Source organism: Gilvibacter sp., assembly GCF_013214815.1.
Taxonomy (GTDB): Bacteria; Bacteroidota; Bacteroidia; order Flavobacteriales; family Flavobacteriaceae; genus Gilvibacter.
Window position 1 is genome coordinate 1 of sequence record NZ_JABSPU010000031.1, and the last position, 19,376, is coordinate 19,376.

At 43.3% G+C, this 19,376-nt stretch carries 13 protein-coding genes; 9 read left to right on the plus strand and 4 right to left on the minus strand.

The genetic code is table 11. The annotated features are described in order from the left end of the window. The 8 genes from HRT75_RS08070 to HRT75_RS08105 form a co-directional block, all read left to right on the plus strand. Positions 1-644 (plus strand): TolC family protein (locus HRT75_RS08070; RefSeq protein WP_291184923.1); only part of this gene is annotated, 644 nt, incomplete at its 5' end. A 25-nt stretch (positions 645-669) separates the two neighbouring features. Further along, positions 670-1,764 carry an efflux RND transporter periplasmic adaptor subunit gene (locus HRT75_RS08075; RefSeq protein ID WP_291184925.1) on the plus strand — a complete coding sequence of 365 codons (1,095 nt, stop codon included), beginning with the start codon at positions 670-672 and terminating at the stop codon, positions 1,762-1,764. 23 nt (positions 1,765-1,787) lie between these two features. Then, the gene (locus HRT75_RS08080; protein ID WP_291184927.1) at positions 1,788-4,904 is read left to right on the plus strand and encodes an efflux RND transporter permease subunit; all 3,117 of its coding nucleotides are present in this window, start codon (positions 1,788-1,790) and stop codon (positions 4,902-4,904) included. Next, positions 4,904-5,587: an ion channel gene (locus tag HRT75_RS08085; RefSeq protein ID WP_291184929.1), complete on the plus strand. Its 684-nt coding sequence runs from the start codon at positions 4,904-4,906 to the stop codon at positions 5,585-5,587. The genes HRT75_RS08080 and HRT75_RS08085 overlap by 1 nt, the downstream gene beginning before the upstream one ends. A gap of 81 nt (positions 5,588-5,668) precedes the next feature. Then, complete coding sequence (locus HRT75_RS08090) at positions 5,669-6,913, plus strand: hypothetical protein (protein WP_291184931.1); 1,245 nt, start codon at positions 5,669-5,671, stop codon at positions 6,911-6,913. Between the two features lie 139 nt (positions 6,914-7,052). Further along, complete coding sequence (locus tag HRT75_RS08095) at positions 7,053-7,463, plus strand: hypothetical protein (RefSeq protein WP_291184933.1); 411 nt, start codon at positions 7,053-7,055, stop codon at positions 7,461-7,463. Between the two features lie 39 nt (positions 7,464-7,502). Next, on the plus strand, positions 7,503-8,918 hold the full coding sequence (locus HRT75_RS08100; protein WP_291184935.1) for a hypothetical protein: 1,416 nt from the start codon (positions 7,503-7,505) through the stop codon (positions 8,916-8,918). A gap of 333 nt (positions 8,919-9,251) precedes the next feature. After that, positions 9,252-12,692 (plus strand): T9SS type A sorting domain-containing protein, encoded by a 3,441-nt coding sequence (locus tag HRT75_RS08105; protein WP_291184938.1) that lies wholly within the window; start codon positions 9,252-9,254, stop codon positions 12,690-12,692. An 88-nt stretch (positions 12,693-12,780) separates the two neighbouring features. On the opposite strand, the gene mnmE is transcribed toward HRT75_RS08105, so the two are convergent. Continuing rightward, positions 12,781-14,196: a tRNA uridine-5-carboxymethylaminomethyl(34) synthesis GTPase MnmE gene (gene mnmE / locus HRT75_RS08110; RefSeq protein ID WP_291184940.1), complete on the minus strand. Its 1,416-nt coding sequence runs from the start codon at positions 14,194-14,196 to the stop codon at positions 12,781-12,783. Between the two features lie 202 nt (positions 14,197-14,398). On the opposite strand from mnmE, the gene HRT75_RS08115 reads away from it, so the two are divergent. After that, positions 14,399-14,761 (plus strand): DUF4870 domain-containing protein, encoded by a 363-nt coding sequence (locus tag HRT75_RS08115; RefSeq protein WP_291184942.1) that lies wholly within the window; start codon positions 14,399-14,401, stop codon positions 14,759-14,761. A 70-nt stretch (positions 14,762-14,831) separates the two neighbouring features. Here the strand turns inward: HRT75_RS08115 and dnaN are convergent, their stop codons facing one another. The 3 genes from dnaN to HRT75_RS08130 all read right to left on the minus strand — a co-directional run bounded on the left by dnaN (position 14,832) and on the right by HRT75_RS08130 (position 19,288). Beyond that, complete coding sequence (gene dnaN, locus HRT75_RS08120) at positions 14,832-15,950, minus strand: DNA polymerase III subunit beta (RefSeq protein ID WP_291184944.1); 1,119 nt, start codon at positions 15,948-15,950, stop codon at positions 14,832-14,834. A gap of 98 nt (positions 15,951-16,048) precedes the next feature. Beyond that, positions 16,049-18,454 (minus strand): gliding motility-associated ABC transporter substrate-binding protein GldG, encoded by a 2,406-nt coding sequence (gene gldG, locus HRT75_RS08125; protein WP_291184946.1) that lies wholly within the window; start codon positions 18,452-18,454, stop codon positions 16,049-16,051. A 3-nt stretch (positions 18,455-18,457) separates the two neighbouring features. Beyond that, entirely contained in the window at positions 18,458-19,288 is an 831-nt protein-coding gene (locus tag HRT75_RS08130) for an SAM-dependent chlorinase/fluorinase (RefSeq protein WP_291184948.1), read from the minus strand. Between the last annotated feature and the right edge of the window lie 88 nt (positions 19,289-19,376).

The window sequence follows — 19,376 nt, forward strand, 5'->3', positions numbered from 1 at the left end:
TCCTCATTGAGGAAGCTAAGCAAAACTCTCCAGAGTTGGAATCCTTAGCTTTTAACATTAAGGCGGTAGACCGCACCATCGATCTGAACGCATATGGCAGGTTCATTCCAACAGTGGCCCTGCAAGCCAATTTCAATCAGAATTTCAACCAATGGGGTGTCGGGAGTATCGATCCAGATCCATCAGACAATTACAATGTGGGCGTGAATGTCTCGGTGCCTATTTTGGACGGTTTTAGAAATAATATCGACAGACAGACCGCGCTAATTCAGAAAGAACAGTTGGAAGTCAATACCGCCAACACTGAACTGGCCATTGAAACCAATGTGAGTATAGGTGTTTTGAATTTGATCAATCAGATTGCCAACATCCGCCTGGCAGAAGTATCGGTAGCAGCTGCGGAAGAGTCTTTAGACCTGGTCCAAACCTCTTATTCAGAAGGTGCTGTGAGTATCATTCAGCTGATCGATGCGCAAAACAATTATTTGCAAACGCAATTGGCTCAGGCCAGTGCCACCTATAATTTCCTTTTGACAGCCATCCAATTGGAGCGCTTTATCTCCTATAACTTTTTGTTACACACTGAGGAAGAGAACAATGCTTTTCAGCAACGATTCCTGGAATATATGAATGCCAATGACTAATCAAGCCCAATCCAAAAAAACAGCAATGATGAAACTACAGTATTTGCGATACAGCTTACTAGCCCTTGTATGCACGACCTTATTAATGTCCTGCGGCTCTGAAGAAGAAGTCAAAGAGGCCGATCCAAGACCGGTGAAATATACCGAGGTAGCCACTGCGGGTTCAGCTACCGAGCGCGTCTTTAGTGGAACAGCCAAAAGTGAAAAGGTGATCAACTTGAGTTTTAGAAGCTCTGGAGTTTTGGTGCAGTTAGATGTAAAACTAGGTCAGAAGGTTAAGAAAAATCAACTTTTAGCCAAATTGGACAATGTTTCAGCGAGATTAAGCCTAGAGCGTGCAATAACCTCCGTAAACAGTGCCGAGTCTCAAATGAATACGGCCAAATTGGCCTTAGATCGTATCCGCGTGCTCTATGAGAAAGGCAGTGCCTCCTTAACGGATTTTGAATCTGCAAAAAACTCGTATAAGACCGCTCAGCAGAGTTATGAGTCTGCCAAGCGCGAGGTGTCTATTCAGCGCGAACAGGTACGATACGGTTTCCTATATGCGCCAGAAGATGGTGTGATCACGGCAGTTTCCGCAGAAGTAGATGAGAATATTCAAGCAGGCCAAGCCATTGCTGTGCTCAATGCTGGGGTGGAGATGGAGATCTCCTTGGGCTTACCTGAGAGCATTATCAATAATGTTTCCTTGAATATGCCCGTAGATGTCAACTTCTCTTCTTTGGAGGGGCAGAGCTTCAAAGGATTCGTGACCGAGCTCTCGCCGGCAGTAGATCTCAATACTTCTACCTATCCGGCCATGGTCACTTTAGACCGTGTCAGTGATGATGTTAAATCAGGGATGGCAGCCAATGTGACCTTTGCCTTGGGAGAAGATTCTGCAAAAGATATGATGATCCGTGTACCGGCTCAGGCAGTGGGAGAGGACAGCGAAGGCCGATTTGTCTTTGTGATTACCCAAGAAGCGGATAAAACGGTGGTCAAGAAAAGCCGTGTAACAGTAGGAGATTTAAGCTCAGCTGGTTTTCAGATCATTGATGGTCTCAAGCCTGGAGAGAAGATCGCTACAGCAGGGCTACAAACCTTGTTAGACGGACAGGAAGTAACAATTCAATAGGTTCTTAATTCAATCGATACGGCATGAACATTACTCAATTTTCGATCAATAAGAACCGAATCACCTTTACGGTCCTGGCTACTATAATGCTAATGGGGATAGTGATGTATCAATCCCTACCTAGAGACAGTATGCCTCCATATACGGTTCGAGTGGCATCTGTAGTTTCATTTTTCTCAGGAGCCTCACCAGAGCGTGTAGAATTATTGGTGACCGACAAAATTGAAAAGGTAGCCCAAGAACTCCCGGAACTCAAAGAAGTGTCCTCTACCTCCAGAACAGAGCTTTCCGTAGTGCAAGTTACTTTAAAGGATGAGGTTCCGCCAGAGCAGATGCAGGCGGTGTGGGATCGTCTGCGCAGAAAACTGAACTCTTTACAAGGCTTACCCTCTGGGGTAAAACCAGACTTAAAAGATGATGGTATTGGAGAAGTCTTCGGCCTTGTGGTTGGGATCACCTCAGACGGATTCTCTTACGCAGAGATGAAAGAGTATATCGATGATATCAAAGACGATCTTATTAAACTTCCCGATGCAGCTAAAGTAGAGGTAGGGGGAGAGCAAGAAGAGCGTGTTTTTGTAGAGTTTGACAACGCTAAGCTTAAGGAATACGGGCTTTCATCCAGTAAACTGCAGCAGATCATCCAATCCACAAACATACTCAGTAGTGGAGGGCAGATCAACTTGAATGAAGAGCGGATCATCTTAGAACCCACAGGGAATTTTAATTCCATAGAAGATATTCGGGAGACCTTGATTCCAGTGGGTAGTTCAGGCAATCAATTGGTTCCGCTTGGCGATATTACCAAGGTCACGCGCGGTTATATCGATCCACCAAAACAAAGGGTACGCGTAAACGGACGCGACGCCATCTCCATGCACGTCAGCCTTAAAGAAGGATCAAATGTGATCCAATTGGGGACGGACGTGGATAAGGTAATGGCCAAATGGCGCCAGAAATTGCCCGTGGGGCTGGAAATCCAACGTTTGGCTTCTTTGGACACCTATATCGATGTCAAGATCAGCGATTTTGTGGTAAACCTGCTCCAGTCGGTATCTATTGTACTTATTGTAATGCTGGTATTCCTAGGATTGCGCTCCGGAGCTATTATTGCGAGTTTGATCCCTATTGTAGTGGTCATGACTTTGATGCTCATGGGCGTTATTGGCATGGGACTCAACCAGGTGACTTTAGCCGCATTGATCATGGCTTTAGGAATGATGGTAGACAATGCCATTGTAGTGGCAGAGACCATAATGGTTAAAATGGAACAGGGCGTAGAAAAGAAACAAGCGGCCATAGAAGCCTGTTCGGAGCTCTTTGTTCCTTTGCTGATATCAACTTTAACCACTTCTGCAGCCTTCTTGTCTTTCTATTTGGCGGAATCGACTATGGGAGATATTGTGGGGCCTATTTTTGTGGTGATCTCTTTAGCATTGCTTTCTTCCTGGATCATGGCCTTAACGGTGATCACCTTGTTCTGTTACTTGTTTTTAAAGATGAATAAAAACGCAGAAAAGAAGGAAAGCGTTATTGACCGTGTGATTCGCAAGCTTAAAGGCTATTATTTAGATCTGATTCTGGTAGCGCTGTCTAAGAAGTATATGGTCTTATTAGGCATTTTTGTTGCCTTCTTTTTATCGCTTTACGGTTTCACTAAAGTACTCTTTGTATTCTTCCCAGATAGCGATAGAAATATGATCACAGTAGATGTGAATCTGCCTTTGGGAACCCGAATTGAATCCACATCAGATGTGGTTCAGGGTATCGAAGATTTTATGCAAGATTCTCTGCAAGTCAGTGCCCAGCGGGCAAACGGTATTGTTGATTGGTCTGCCTATATCGGGGAAGGTCCTGAATCTTATGATTTGGGTTACTCTCCAGACGAGGCCAATTCCAGCTATGCACACTTATTGGTCAACACTTCAAGTTTTGAGGTCAACAATGAAATGATTGCGCGCTTAGATGCCTATTGTTTTGCCAATTTCCCTAATGCGGATATCAAAGTAGGTGCTTTGGGATCTGGTGGTGGAGGGACTCCGATAGAGGTTAAGGTCTCTGGACCAGACCCTGATGTTTTGGCCACTATTGCAGATCAGATCAAATCCAAACTCAGCGGAATTAACGGAACCAAGAACGTCAAAGACGATTGGGGACCTAAGAGTAAAAAGTTTGAGATCAAGATTGATCAAGCGCGGAGTCAGACCGCAGGAATTTCCAATCAAGATATTGCGACCTCCTTGCAAACTGTTTTAGATGGTTTTCAGGCGGGTGAGTATCGTGAAGATGATAAGTCCATTCCTATTGTGATGCGCAGTTTAGGCAGTCAACAGCAAACCTTAGAAGCTCTGGAGACCTTAAATGTTTATTCCCAGTCCACAGGGAAGAGCGTTCCGCTCTCTCAAGTAGCGAGTATCGTTCCCAAATGGCAATACAGCAAGATCAAACGTCTGGATATTTACAGAACGGTAATCGTATCCAGTGAATTAAAGGAAGGAGCTAATGCTTCTCAAATCAATAGGGAACTCACCCCTTGGCTTGACGGACAGCAAGAAGAGTGGGGTGCCGATTATTCCTATAAATATGGAGGTGATGCAGAAAATACGGCAGAGAACATGGGAGCAGTAGTAAAGTATTTACCGCTGTCTGGTTTTATCATAGTCTTGCTTTTGATCATTCAATTCAATTCGTTTAGAAAGATGGTTATGGTTTGTTTGACCATTCCACTAGCAATTATAGGAGTTGTGGTTGGTCTGTTGTTGTTCCAAGAACCCTTTGGATTTATGCCTTTCTTAGGTGTGATTTCTCTTGCGGGTATTGTGATCAACAATGCAATTGTACTCATCGATAGGATGGAAGTGGAGCAAAATGTCTTGAAACGAGAAGAACCCGAAGCGGTCATTGTAGCTTGTCTGCAACGATTCCGCCCTATTCTTCTGGCTACATTTACCACTGTGCTCGGTTTGATTCCACTCTATTTGAGTGGAGGAGAGATGTGGGAAGGAATGGCCGTGAGTATTATGATCGGACTGCTCTTTGGTACGGTGATCACATTGATCTTCATTCCAACCTTCTACAGTGTTGTTTATCGAATCAATTACAAGAATTACACCTTTAACCGCGCTTTGGCAGAAGAGTAATGATCGATCGTTTATACAACATTCGTTTTGAACTGTTCTTGTTCTCTCAAGTAGCCATTTTGTTTGGCTCGTTGATCATTCCACGACAGCCTTTTGACGCCTTTGTGGCACCGCTGCTGTTAATGATCAACTTAGTGACAGGCTTGGTCTTGGTTTCCCGAAAGGGCCGATACTTTTGGTTGTTTGTTATTTTATTGCTGATTAGCAGTGGGCTTTTCGGAGTGGATTCTTTATTCAATATCGATTCTGCCAATTTAAAGATCGTCCGCATTGGGTGTTACTTTATTTTTTACACCTTGGTCGCATTAGAGATAATCAGGCAAGTTTGGTTGGCCAAACAAGTCAATAAAAATGTCATTTATGGGCTGGTTAGCGGCTATATCTCTTTAGGACTGATTGGCTGTTTTATTTTTGTTTTGATCGAGTGGCTAAATCCTGGATCATTTCAAGGAGCTATGATGAATGAAGCCATTAGCAGTGGCCGAGAACTTATTGAACCCTTGATGTATTTTAGCTATATCACCTTGATGACTGTAGGCTATGGCGATATGTTACCTGTAAGTGCGCTAGCTCAAAAATCAGTGATCTTAGTAGGGTTGACGGGTCAATTTTATCTAGTGATCATTACCGCTGTAGTGGTAGGAAAGTACATCAGTGCAGCAAAAGGAACCAAATCCGAGTAAACTATTAAAACTATTATACGACAATTGCCCTATACACTAAAAGGGTCGGTTCTTTTATATTTGGGCAAATAATTATTCCACATGAAAGCTTTAATTACTGTATTTTTCATGATTCCTTTAATGGGAATCGCCCAATGCCTAGAAGGAGATTGCCAAAATGGTTTTGGAGTTACCACTAACGACACCGGAACTTATTATGGTGGATTTGAGGACGGTGAGTTCAACGGCCTGGGTATATTAGTAACCGCGGACGGTGAAACTGCAATCTACGGTGAGTTCGTTGCAGGCACCTTGACTGGTTTGGGTATTATTATTGACGATGTAAAATTAACCACTGCCTTGTACTTCAATACGAGTCCCTTGAGTGATCGCTACTTTATAGCTCCTACAGAAGGTGGGGTGCATTTTCCTGTAAATTCAGACGATGATCTCGCCCAAGAAGATTACTTAGAGGCTGACGCGAGTAGAGATTGCTTTATCGGGGATTGCAGCAACGGTTGGGGTGCTCAGCAATTTGACAACGGAATCTTCATCTCAAAGAATGAAGGTGGAGAGGCCACAACAGGGCCTATTTTGGCTTACAACAAAGAATCTGACAACATAATATTTGCCTTAGGTCCAGATACCGATGTTTGGGCTACACTTACTTTTGAAGGTGGTTCTGACGCTTTTATCATTGAAGACACCAATGAGGACAAAGGGATTGTCACTCAGTTTGCTGTGAATGATGAGAAAATGGTTTATCTGGTGGAGCAAAACGGAAAGACCATTGAGGAAGGTTCCTTTACCGATAACGGGATCGCAATGGCCTATAATCCACTGAAGGAGTATTTTGAAATGTTCAAAAAAATGATCTCGGACCAAGGTATATCTGGTATTCCGGTAAATTCTGGTCGTTCTACATCAATTACCAAAAAATCATCAGGTGGGGTTAAGCCGGCAACTCCAGTTTCTCCAATAGGAAACAGTGCAAATTCTTTGGATGACGAGATTGCCGAGGCGCGCGCTATGCTGGAAGAGGCCGATTATGAGGGAGCAATGAGCAAGATCAATGGCATCCTTAGAAAATACGGAGATGTGGCAGAAGCCTATGCCTACCGCGGATTGCTCAATATGGTAATGCAAGGTGATGTGGATGCTGGCATTGACGATGTTACCAAAGCTTTGGAGGTTGACCCTAACGATGGATTTTCTAATTACGCTGCTGGATTGATCTTTAAATCTGGAGATACCCAAGAGGCTAAGGAATGGGCGTGTGAGTATTTCCAAAAGGCCTATGATAACGGTTATTCTGATGCCGCTAGTGAATTAGAGAACTGTAACTAGAGAAGCTTAGGTTTTCTATCTACAATATTTGAGATGGTCCTCAGGCTAAATGGTCTGGGGATCATTTTTTTAGTGCACCCCATTTGCACCCCTGTATTAGAGCTTAAAATTCCGTATTTTCGAAGTAAATTCGCCCGAAATGCTAAAGTCGCTAGTTCACCCATGTATCACTTTGGTATTCAAGCACTTAGGGTTCGCTCAATCGGAAGTGGATTCCTTAAAGACGGCTTTAAATAGCACTTCTGACCCCGAAATTAAGCTGTCCACGCTTGATGCCTTGACAAGGGCGCTTGTTCGGGCTAATGATCCTCAGCAAGAAGTGTTTTTAAAGCAATACTTGCAACAGGCTTCGGCACTAAAGGAATATGATCTGTTGACTTCTAAGTCGCGCTTTTTGATTCAATATTATCTCAACCAGCGACTTACTGATAAAGCAGAGCTGTTGGCAGATTCCTTGCTCAATCTGCAGGATTATTTTAAAGAGCCGAGCTCGTTGGGGCATTTAAAACTAAAGCGAGCAGCAGCCTATTACGATAAAAACTTGCTTTGAAAGGCAATTGCAGATTATCAACAATCTGCGGAGCATTTTATGACCAGCGGGGATTCAATTTTTGCTGCAGATGCCTTTTTCTTTGGGGGTCAAGCGCTATCTGATGTGAATGATTTTTTGCAAGCCATTCAAAACTATGAACGCGCTGAACAACTTTATGATCTCTTGGGGGATCAACAATATGCCATACTCGTTGGTGCAGAATTGACCTCACTCTACAAAAAGAATGGATTTGTTGATAAGAGTATTCAGGAGCGTGAACGCCTTATTCAAAAAGCCCGGGCAAATGAGGACAATTTGTCTTATTTGCAATTACTAGGGCAAAACGTTATAGCCTATTACAGCAAGCGCAACTTTGAAAAGATGAACGGCTATTTGAATGCGATGGATGCATTAGAAGATAGTGTGACTGATCCGTATTCTAAATTTTATTATGATCGTTTCAAGGCCAACTACAGACTGTTATTGGCTTGTGGAATGGGGGAATTATCCCAGGCCAAAATAATGTACGCAAGACTGGATTCCTTAGAGACCGCCAGGAGCACACCATATCTTAAAATAGATATACTCACAGCGAAGGCAGCGTATTACGAAATCTTTGAAAATCAATTGGCTATGATAACGTCTTTGGAAGAGATAGCGGCCATTGAAGGAACCAATCAATTTGAAGCGCAAATTCAGGCTCGGGATAAGTTAGCTACTCTTTATGCTGAACAAGGTAGAATTAGTAAAGTTGCTGAGTTGCTTGAGCGCAATACCCATATTAAAGACTCCATTTACGAAATTCAGAAGAACAACACCTTTTTATACTATCAGGCGGCTTTTGAAAATGAAAAACGCTTAAACGAACTTTCTGAACAAGATGCCAGAATTGAACTCTTAGAGTCCGAGAAGAAATTAGTGGAGAACAAAAGGAATTCCTTAATTGCCCTATTATCTCTCGCTTTTCTCGCGATCGGTTTGATCATCTATTTTAGAAATCGTCAAAAGATCAAAGAACAGGCCTATCAAAACATTCTGCTCAACAACAAGATCGCTAATAAAACAGAAGAGATTAATGTTTTGCTTAATGAGACGATCCAATACATAAAATCCAAAGAGCGCATTGCGGAGAATCTTCAAAAGTTATCCAATGAGAATGAAGGGATTACCCTCAAGAGTATTATTGCAGATCTCAAAGCGAGTAAAGCAGACAACACTAAGTTGATGCTTATCAAACAGAATATTGAACAGGTCAATTTTGAATTCATTAAAAAGCTAAAAACAGCACACCCAGAATTGACCAAAACCGACGTAGAGATTTGTTCATTGATCCGCATCGGATTGAATCGGAAAGAAGTGGCAAACCTGAGAAATACCTCTTTAGAAGCCGTCAAATCTTCCCGTTTCCGCATTAAAAAGAAGTTAGGATTAACCCCTGAGGCTTCTTTAGACGAATACATTAACACACTGTAAATCAGCAAATTGTTATATTACACCCGCTTTTGCACCCCATGTAAATTTGGCTAAGGGTGCATTGCTTTCTATTTTCGACTTGTACTAATTCCACGAAGAAATTCGAATGTGTTCTTTATTTAAAAACAAATTGTTTAAATCAAAGCAGTCAAGCCCAACCGGTTCTATTGCTGCCGAGATGACCAGACAACGGCAGTTTTTGAAAGCACACTTTAAGGAGCTTCAATTGGTAGAGGAGAAAATTAGACAATTGAAGAAATGAACGACTTCTGAAAAAAGAAGTTCATAGACCAAACAACCATAGAAATTAAGATCAACCCAAATCCAATCCACATGAAATTTCGATTACTCGCATTGTTGCTTTTGGTTTTACCTTTTACGGTAAATTCACAAGAATGTTCAGCATTAATGAGCCCTGTTTCACTAACCGATAGAGCAGCAGAGGCAACAAAGATCGTAGAAGGAACTGTTCTAAATAGCCAAGGTTCTTGGGATAGTGGCCGTTTAAACATTTATACCGTACACACAGTGAAAATATTTAAGTCGCTGGGAGGTAGTCTTGAAACTGAAATAAAAGTAGTGACCATGGGGGGACACGTTGATGATCAGATTCAGGTTACTTCCTCAGAGGCTAAAATGGAGCCCGGTACTGTCGGGATGCTCTTTGTGAAGCCCTTTAGCGGAAGCTTAGATGTTTCTGGGACCTTATATGAATTGGTAGGTGCTGCTCAAGGGTTAATTAAATACAACAAGTTTACGGACCAAGCTGCTGGTGTTTTTGAGACTTACAACAGTATTGACAATTTGTATGACAACGTTGAGGGTGCGGCCCGTGCTAGTTTCGTTGAAATGGAAGCACGCCCCACAAAAGCCAGCGTTGGGTCTGGTACACGAGCCACTCCTGTGATTTCCTCATTTTCACCATCTACGGTGAGCGCGGGAACTCAGACTGTATTGACCATTAACGGATCCAACTTTGGTGCTACCATTGGATCGGTGAGCTTTCCGGACTCTAATTCCGGAGGTGTCACTATGGAGACCGCATTGGATTCTCAAATTGTGAGTTGGTCAGACACACAAATTCAAATTGAGGTGCCTTATTTAGCGGGTACTGGTAATTTCACAGTGACCAATGCAACAGCAGAATCGGCATCAAGTAGTTCTGTGCTAACGGTTACCTATAATCACATCAATGCGTCAGATGGCACTACAGATTATCCAGCCGTGTTGCAAGAAGATAACGGCAGCGGTGGCTTTACCTTTAACTACCACACTGATTTTGACTCTAGTGCGGCTCAGCCTTTCTTTGAGGATGCCTTGAGTTTGTGGAGTTGTGAATCCAATATCAACTTTGTTATTGGTAGCACCACGACGACAGATGTAGCTGCAGCAGATGGCATCAACATCGTTCGTTTTGACAACGGCGCCGAGCTTCCTTCTGGAGTTCTCGGACGAGTGACTAGCCGATATCTGGGAGTATGCCCAACCACCAACCGCGCCATTGTTAATGAGTTGGATATAGTTTGGAATGATGATACTAACTGGTATTACGGCTCAGGAACTCCTGGAACTTTTCAGTATGACTTTAAAACAGTTGCCCTTCACGAATTAGGACATACTCACCAATTGGGTCACGTGATTGATACGGATCAGGTAATGCACTATGCTTTGTCAAATGGGGTGAGTAATTACGAGCTTTCTGCCACGGACATAGATGGTGCTGTTTACACGATGGGATTGTTCACACAGACGGTAGGTTGTGGGATCACACCTATGGAGGAGCTTTTGAATTGCTGTGATCCAATTACTATAACTACAGAGCCTGATAATTCCAGTATTGAATTGGATACGTCTACCGATTTCACGGTTGTAGCCAGCAATTTTGCCACAATTCAATGGAGTGTTGACACCACTGGAGGAGGCTCATTTACGGATATCACAGATGATTCGGTCTATTCCGGAGCAACTACTACAACACTATCATTGCAGAATGTCCCGATCAGTTATGACGGTTATCAATACCGAGCCACCTTAGAGAACGCTTGTGGTGATACTTTAAACACCCTTACAGTTACTTTGAGTGTAAACCCGGTATGTACAGGTCTTGACGTGACTACCTATACGGGAGCAAGTTGGGATAACGGAACGCCTGATATTACTAAGAATGCTGTCATTGCAGCAGACTACGATACAGGAGCTATTGCTAGTATTGATGCCTGTACTTGTACAGTAAATGCATCTACAACGCTGACCATTGGCGCCAATACTTATCTAAGCGCGCGTGGAAACATTAACGTAAATGGAACATTAGTCATTGAAAATACCGGTAGTGTAGTTCAAATTGCAGAAACTGCAGAAACCGTAAATAACGGTACTATCCAAGTCGTTAAGGTTACTCCAACGCTAGACGTACGTGACTTTAGTGCCTTGTCTTCACCAATGTCTGGTGAGTCTAGAACAGGAGTATACAGTGGAGCACACCGAGTTTTAGAGATCTTCCCGGCGCTCTTTACGCCGAATCCAGATCCTGCGATCACTGGTTTGAACTTTTTAGATGATGACGGCGATTACCTAGGGCCAGCTTCCAATTTAAATGTGGGTCAAGGCTACTTAGTATTGCCACAGCCGAGTACCGCGGCAGGAGCAGCGACGTATTCGCATACCTATACGCAAGGAACTTTAAACAGCGGAAACATCACTGTACCTGTTGTTTATAACGGTCCTGCAACAGAAAACAACTTTAATCTTGTAGGTAATCCCTATGCCTCTGCAATAGACACAGAAGCTTTCATCCTGGCCAACGATGCCATAAATGAAGTGTATTTCTGGGAACATTTGACGGCACCAGATGCTAGTAATCCTGGGTTCAATCCGTCGAATTATTCTATGGACGACATTTCTATATTCAACCTCACGGGAGGTGTTGCAGCCAATAACGGAGGAACTGCACCCACCCAGTATATGGCATCGGGTCAGGGTTTTGGAATACTCGCTCAACAATCAGAAGCGGGGACAGACCTTGAGTTTACCAATGACCTGAGAGTGACTGGCAACAACACCACCTTAAAGTCCTTCAGTTCGGAAAATAGAATTTGGCTCCGTATGGACAGTCAAAACTATTCCAACTCAAGTATGATTCTCGTAGGTTTCCTCAACGAGACCACCACAGGTTTTGATGCGGGTTATGACAGTCAGCGTGTGGATGCGAGTATTAGTTTATTCTCTACCCTGGCAGATAAAAGTCAATTGGCAATTCAAGCTAGAGAAGCCTTCAATCCTAAAATGATTATAGAATTGGGAATGGAGAGTAAAATTCCAAGTCTAGAGACCTTTACCATCAGTATTGATCATCTAGAAGGAGTTGAAATAGAAGGTGTGGAAGTATTCTTGACCGATCACCTTACCAATACCGTAATTAATTTGAGTAAATCAATTTATAGTTTTCAAGCTGGTCCTGGATTGGCCAGTTCAAGATTCAGTCTGAGTTTTGAGCAGCCGGTCCTTAACACTCAAGATCAATCCCTTGAGCAGATCAGCATGTATCCAAACCCCCTAAGTAATGGACTATTGAATATTACTGCAACCGATTTGAGCAACCAAGAGGTGAGGCTTAAAGTGACCAATTTAGTTGGCCAAGTGTTGTATGATCAAAATCAGCAGTTTATAGGAAACACCCTTACAACAGATGTTCTGAGCCAATTATCACAAGGCATCTATTTTGTAGCGCTTAAATCTAACGGGCGCTGGGTGATTAGGAGGATAGTTAAAAAATGAGGTTTTTGAAAAGTTTTACTAATCCTTAACGCGTTAGTTGTTCTCTGTTTTCAACTAACATCTAAAGCCCTGCTAACGCGGGGCTTTTTTATTTGCCTATACAGAAGTTCGCGAAGATATTCCCTAAAAGCTCGTCATTGGTGATCTCTCCAGTGATCTCTCCCAAATGATAGAGCGCCTGTCTAATATCAATGGCTAAAAGGTCACCGCTGAGCTGGGCCTGCATACCTTCCCGTACTTTGGTGATCTCTTCCAAGGCTTTGAGCAGGGCGTCATAGTGGCGGCTGTTGGTCACTATGGATTGATCGTTCTTTAGCGCGCCGGTATTCACAAACTCCAACAGACCTTCTTGCAGCGCTTCTACGCCTTCTTTGGCTTTGGCAGACATCAATACCTTTTGGGTTTGGGGTAAGTCGGTTACAGCCTGTTCTAGTAATTCGTTTGCTTCTGATTGCTGCGAGCTTTCGAGCAGGTCTAATTTATTGGCCACTACCAATACAGGTTTCTGCGGATGTTTCTCTTTTAAGGATCTGAGTTGCTGAATCAACTCCTGCGGTTGGGCCAGAACTTCTTGGGCCTCCAAAAGATAAATGATCACCTGCGCTTGGTTTATCTTTTCAAAGGTCTTTTCAATTCCGATGCGTTCTACGGTATCTTCTGTGTTGCGGATTCCGGCTGTATCAATGAATCTAAAGTTCAAGCCGCCCACACTGATCTCATCCTCTACGGTATCTCTTGTGGTTCCGGCTATGTCAGAGACAATGGCGCGCTCCTCATTGAGCAGGGCGTTGAGTAGGGTAGACTTCCCTACATTTGGCGCGCCAACAATAGCTACCGGGATTCCGTGTTTGATCACATTCCCAATTGCAAAACTATCCACCAAGCGTTTTAGGACAGCTTGCAATCGTTCTAAAAGTGCCTCAAAGGCAGATCGATCGGCAAATTCCACATCCTCCTCACTAAAATCGAGTTCCAATTCAATAAGCGAGGCAAAGTTGAGCAATTCTTGACGGAGGGTTTTGATCTCTTCAGAAAAGCCACCACGCATTTGCTGCATGGCTACTTGATGTGCCGCTTCGCTGTCCGAAGCAATAAGATCTGCAACGGCCTCGGCTTGGCTGAGATCCATCTTCCCATTAATAAAAGCGCGAAGGGTAAATTCCCCGGGTTTGGCCGCTCGACAGCCTGAGGCTAAAGCCAAGTTAATGATGCGTTGTTGGATATAAGGCGATCCATGGCAAGAAAACTCCACCACGTCCTCTCCGGTGTAGGAGGTAGGTCCTTTATATAAGATAGCTAGTACTTCATCAACTGTTTGTCCATCTGCCACAATATGTCCCAAATGGGCCGTGTGTGTTTTTTGCGCTTTGAGTTGTTTGTTGTGAATAGAGATAAAGAGTTGGTCAGCAATGTCAAAGGCCTCTTGGCCAGACAATCGAATCACGGCAATGGCTCCAGTTCCTGGAGGCGTGGCTAGCGCTACTATGGTCTCTTGTTGAATCACAGCGCAAAAATAGCTAATTCGCACTATAGTTAGACTCAAAGCTGGCTGTAACATTTTAATTGGGCCGCGACTAATAAAGCAAAAACCACAAATGACCATAGAAAATAATCCTTCAAAAATCAAACAACTTGCCATAGTTGCTTTGCTCTTTGGCCTTGGATTCTTGTTCGGATACTTTGTATTAGCCTCTTTATTTTAAAACATGGAAGTTATCAACGACAGCAACACTAAATCAAACAACCAATTAGTAGTGATCATGCACCTTTCTCAGCTGCTGAATTTAGTTTCAGGCCTTGGAGGGATCATTGTGCCACTAGTTATTTGGCTGTCTCAGCGTGAACGCGATACAGCTATTGATGATCATGGAAAGCAGATCCTGAACTTTCAAATCACTATGTTCATTGCAGCCATTGTAGCTATTCCTTGCATCTTTTTGTTCGGATTGGGAATACTCATGCTTATAGGAATTGGCCTTTTAACCTTGATCATACCAATCATCGGAGGAATCAAGGCGAGCAATAACGAATTCTTTGAATATCCTTTTACCTTGCAATTCATCAAATAAACCATACTGAACATCAATCAAATAAAAAGCCGCTTAAAAAGCGGCTTTTATTAATTAACACTGAAAATGGTTAGTTGTTTAACATAACCGGCATGACGAGCATGGTTACCTGCTCGCCCTCATCCAAGCCGTCTACAGGCGTTAGTATTCCTGCACGGTTTGGAAGCGACATTTCCAAGGAAACGTCTGTACTGTTTAGGTTGCCCAGCATTTCTGTTAAGAATCTGGAATTGAAGCCAATTTGCATATCGTCTCCCTGATAGTCACAGGTCAAGCGCTCTTCGGCTTTGTTGCTGTAATCGATATCCTCTGCAGAAATATTGAGTTCTGCTCCTGCGATCTTTAAGCGTATTTGGTGTGTTGTTTTGTTGCTGAAGATAGACACACGTTTTACCGAGTTCAAGAACTGGTTGCGGTCTATGGTCAGTTTGTTTGGATTCTCCTTTGGAATTACCGCTTCGTAGTTCGGGTATTTCCCATCGATCAAACGACAGATCAAAGTAGTATTGTCAAAGCTGAACTTCGCATTGGCTTCATTGTATTCTACTTTCACTTGCTCTTCGCTACCTGCCAAGATGCTCTTTAAGAGATTCAATGGTTTTTTAGGCATGATGAACTCTGCAGCAGCGGCAGCAGCCACATCAGCACGCTCATATTTTACGAGCTTGTGCGCATCCGTTGCAACAAAGGTCAATTTATCTGTTGCAAATTGGAAGAACACACCGCTCATTACCGGGCGAAGATCATCGTTTCCACTTGCAAAGATCGTTTTAGAGATGGCTGTTGCTAAAACATCACCCATGATCTCTGTAGTACTTGGATCGCTCAAGGCAATTGCAGATGGGAACTCAGCACCATCGGCATAGGCCAAAGCATACTTCCCGTGATTGGAGCTGATCTCTACCGTATTATTGTCCTCTACAGTAAAGGTCAAGGGTTGCTCTGGAAAGGTTTTTAAAGTGTCTAAAAGCAAACGCGCAGGGATACAAACCTGTCCGCTTTCACTGCTCTCTACTTCCAGTTTGGCACTGATAGTGGTTTCAAGATCTGAGGCAGATACCGTCAAGGAATTGCCGTCCAAATCGAACAAAAAGTTATCTAAGATGGGTAGGGTATTGTTGTTATTGATAATACCACCCAATACTTGTAATTGTTTGAGTAAATAGGTACTTGATACTATGAATTTCATCCGCTGTGAATATCGTGTGTGACTGCGAATCACAAGTGTTCGCTACTACTACAAATATATCGCATCACTGCCGATTGCGGAAACTAATTTATTAACAACTAGCGGGCGTATTTACGGCGTCTGCTCCAGCGGTAACCGAATCCAATGAGGCCCAGCAAAGTCAATGGTAACAAGATGTTTAGCGCCTGCCACTGGGTCGCGTCTCGGGTAATTTTTTGTTGATCCAAAAAGGCGAGCGCAATTTCTTTGGATCGAATGTTTATAAGTCCGCTATCGTCTAAGAGATAATTGACCGTATTGAGCAAGAATTCTTTGTTGCCATAGAAGTTTCCGGTAAGACGATCGTAGCCCAATTCTAAAGGTCTGTTGCCTTGAAGTTCATTCTTGATCAGATCGCCGTCACTAACCACAACCATTTTAGAAGCAACTCCTTCATCCTTATGCCCAGAATAGCTGTAAGGTTTCTGTCTGTTTTTAAAAACTGAAGAAAATTCACCTTCTAACAAAACCGCCATAGGTACCTCTCCAGCATTGTAACGTGCCGGGTCTGGACCCTCACCAACGGTTTTAAGAAATCCTTCAATTTCTTCTAGACGAATCAAGTTTGGTACACCCCGCAGCGCAGACAGAGGCGAACTGCTCAGCAGTATGGTCTTGTCTATACCATTATCCAAGGTGTCAATGCCAGAGGCGTATTGGAATTTAACGGCCTCAATGTTTGTGGTGATCGGATGCTCTCTACCGCTTGCAGTAAGCGGAGTATAGAACCAAGGGTAACGTTCATATTGAGATTCCTGGCCGTCTCCAGTGGCCAACACCAAAGGTGCTGAATAGACATCTTGTACTACATTGGGATTAATTCTGACTCCGTATTTGAAAAAGAAATCGGTAAGGTTGAGATCTTTTGGAGTGGCCAAATATTCTCCAGTAAGTTGGAGGCTATCTGTTTCCATGGTAATGGCATCTACCAACCACAAGGATTTCCCTCCCTGCATTTGGTATTGATCCAGAATGTACTTTTCTGCAGTATTGAAGCGCTGCGTAGGTTTGGCCGAAACAAGCAGATCAAATTCATTGAGTTTGCTCAAAGTCCCGCTCGGATTGGTGGCTACGGAGTCTAGGGTAAACTCAGCGATAAAATAATAATCCCTTAAGCTTCTAAAGAAATCTGCTATATAAGCGTCATCCAACTGTCCGTTACCTTTGAGTACCGCTACTTTGCGTTTTTTGGGTTCGATCACTTTAGAAAAGCCATCCGCAAAGGCGTATTCCAGATTTTGGATGGAGTTCAAAACACGCTCTTCCATGGCGGTACCGAGCTGATTCTTGAGTAGTGGAACAGCGACGGTTTTGTCCTGATAATTGGCTAAGGCCCAAGGATAGACCAATACCTGATTGGTTTGCCCACCTTGACGCACGGTGGCACGAGCCGGTAAGATGCCCATATTGGCCAACTGTTGTTGAACCTGTTCGGGGTTCTCTTCATCTTCTAGGACATTGACAAATTCAAAAGTGACGCGTCTGTTGACACTTTTAAAGCCTTGTAAGAGCTGTTTGGTCTCTGCCTGAAGCTTTCTAAATTCAGAAGGGAATTCACCCTCTAAGAAGACGGTGACATTTACAGGAGCCTCTGCTTTTTCCAGAAGCTTTACTGTAGCCTCATTAAGACTGTATCGCTTATCTGCGGTTAGGTCAAAACGTTTGCTCGGCAAAATAAACGAAACTGCAACCAAGGCCACAAATAGCCCAGCTGGTCTTATAAACCGCTTGGGTTGGATCTGCTTTCGTCCACGAACTAAGGCCATTTCTGTGGCGGTCAAGAACAATAAGATAAAAGCCAGGAAATACAATAGATGCTTGAGATCTATGACGCCTCGACCCAGATCCTCGTACCGCCATTGCATGCCCAGATCATTGAGCAGTCCAGCGCCTGAGCCAATACTCTCTGCGAGACCCTGAATGCCAAAATACCCTCCGAAGCAACCAATAACACCAAATAGAAAGGCCACGATCTGGTTGCTGGTCAAACTACTGGCCAGCACACCAATACTGGCAAAGGCAGCCATGAGAAAAAAGAGCCCCAAATACGAGCCGAAAATACTTCCGTAGTCCAACAGGTCGGTATCGATCTTTAAGCTTTCTAAACTCAGCAAATACAAAAAGGTGGGCAACAAACTTATGAGCAGTAATAGTATAATGCCGAGATATTTGGCCAATACCAAGCCACTGGTGCTAATGGGTTTGGTCAATAAAAGCTCAAGGGTTCCGCTGCGTTTTTCTTCACTAAAACTTCGCATACTCACGGCAGGGATCAGGAAAACCAAGATCCAAGGAGATAATTGAAATAAGCTGGCTAGGTCTGCAAAACCTGCATAGAGAATATTGAAAGGACCGTCAAAAACCCAAAGAAACAAACCGTTGACCAACAAAAACACCCCGATCACCAAATACCCGACTGGGGAAGAGAAGAAGGAGGCAATTTCACGTTTTATAATGGCAATCATGAATTAGAGAAATTTTACGGTTACTGTATCGCGATAGCCTAAACCAAAAAGGGTAGAAGCGCTTCCCACGGTACTGGGGTTACTTTTATAAATGGCCAGCTCTAAATAGCCAGAAGAGTTCCAAACGGCTAACTTTTTGCCGTCTTCCTCCCTGCGATCTGGATGGACGTCAAAGTTAATGGCATCGCTGTAGCGTTCAAAAACCTTATTGAAGCGGACGGTTCTGGCAGAGATATTAAAGCCACGACCTTTGCGCGTATTCTCAAACAAGGTGCGATTGATATTGGTGATCACATTGCCGTAATTATCAATATAAATAACGTTCCCAATGATCTGGGAGGTATCTGCATTGATCACAGGAGTGATCCCTTTGAGTTGTTTGATTTGCTGAATATCCTTCCCAATAACATCCAAGGTCCCTCCACGAGCAATGTGACAGGCTACCTCTACAAACACATCCAAAACCGGGAAATTACTCTTTAAACGATCGTGAATGTTGATCTCTACCATCTTTTCTGGTCGGAATTCCTGAGTGATCATAGAAATGATTCCGTTGTCTGCGCAAACAAAATAATGTCCGTCCAAATACACGGCAATATGCTTATTCTCCGGATTGAGTTCTGAGTCAATTCCGATGATATGAATAGTTCCTGCCGGAAAGCTTTTATAGGCGTTCTGAATGATGTAAGCCGCTTCACTGATGTGAAAGGGTGAGATGGAGTGGGAAATATCTACAATCCGCACCTGGTCTAGTGCGCTGTAAATGCCCCCTTTTACTGCTCCTGCAAAGTGATCTTTCTCTCCAAAATCAGTTGTTAAGGTGATAATTGGCATCCCTTGGATTGTTGATATTTTGTTAATTCTTTGAGGTAAAAATAACCTACTTTTGTTTCAAACAAAACTAAGTATTTCTAAGTTTATT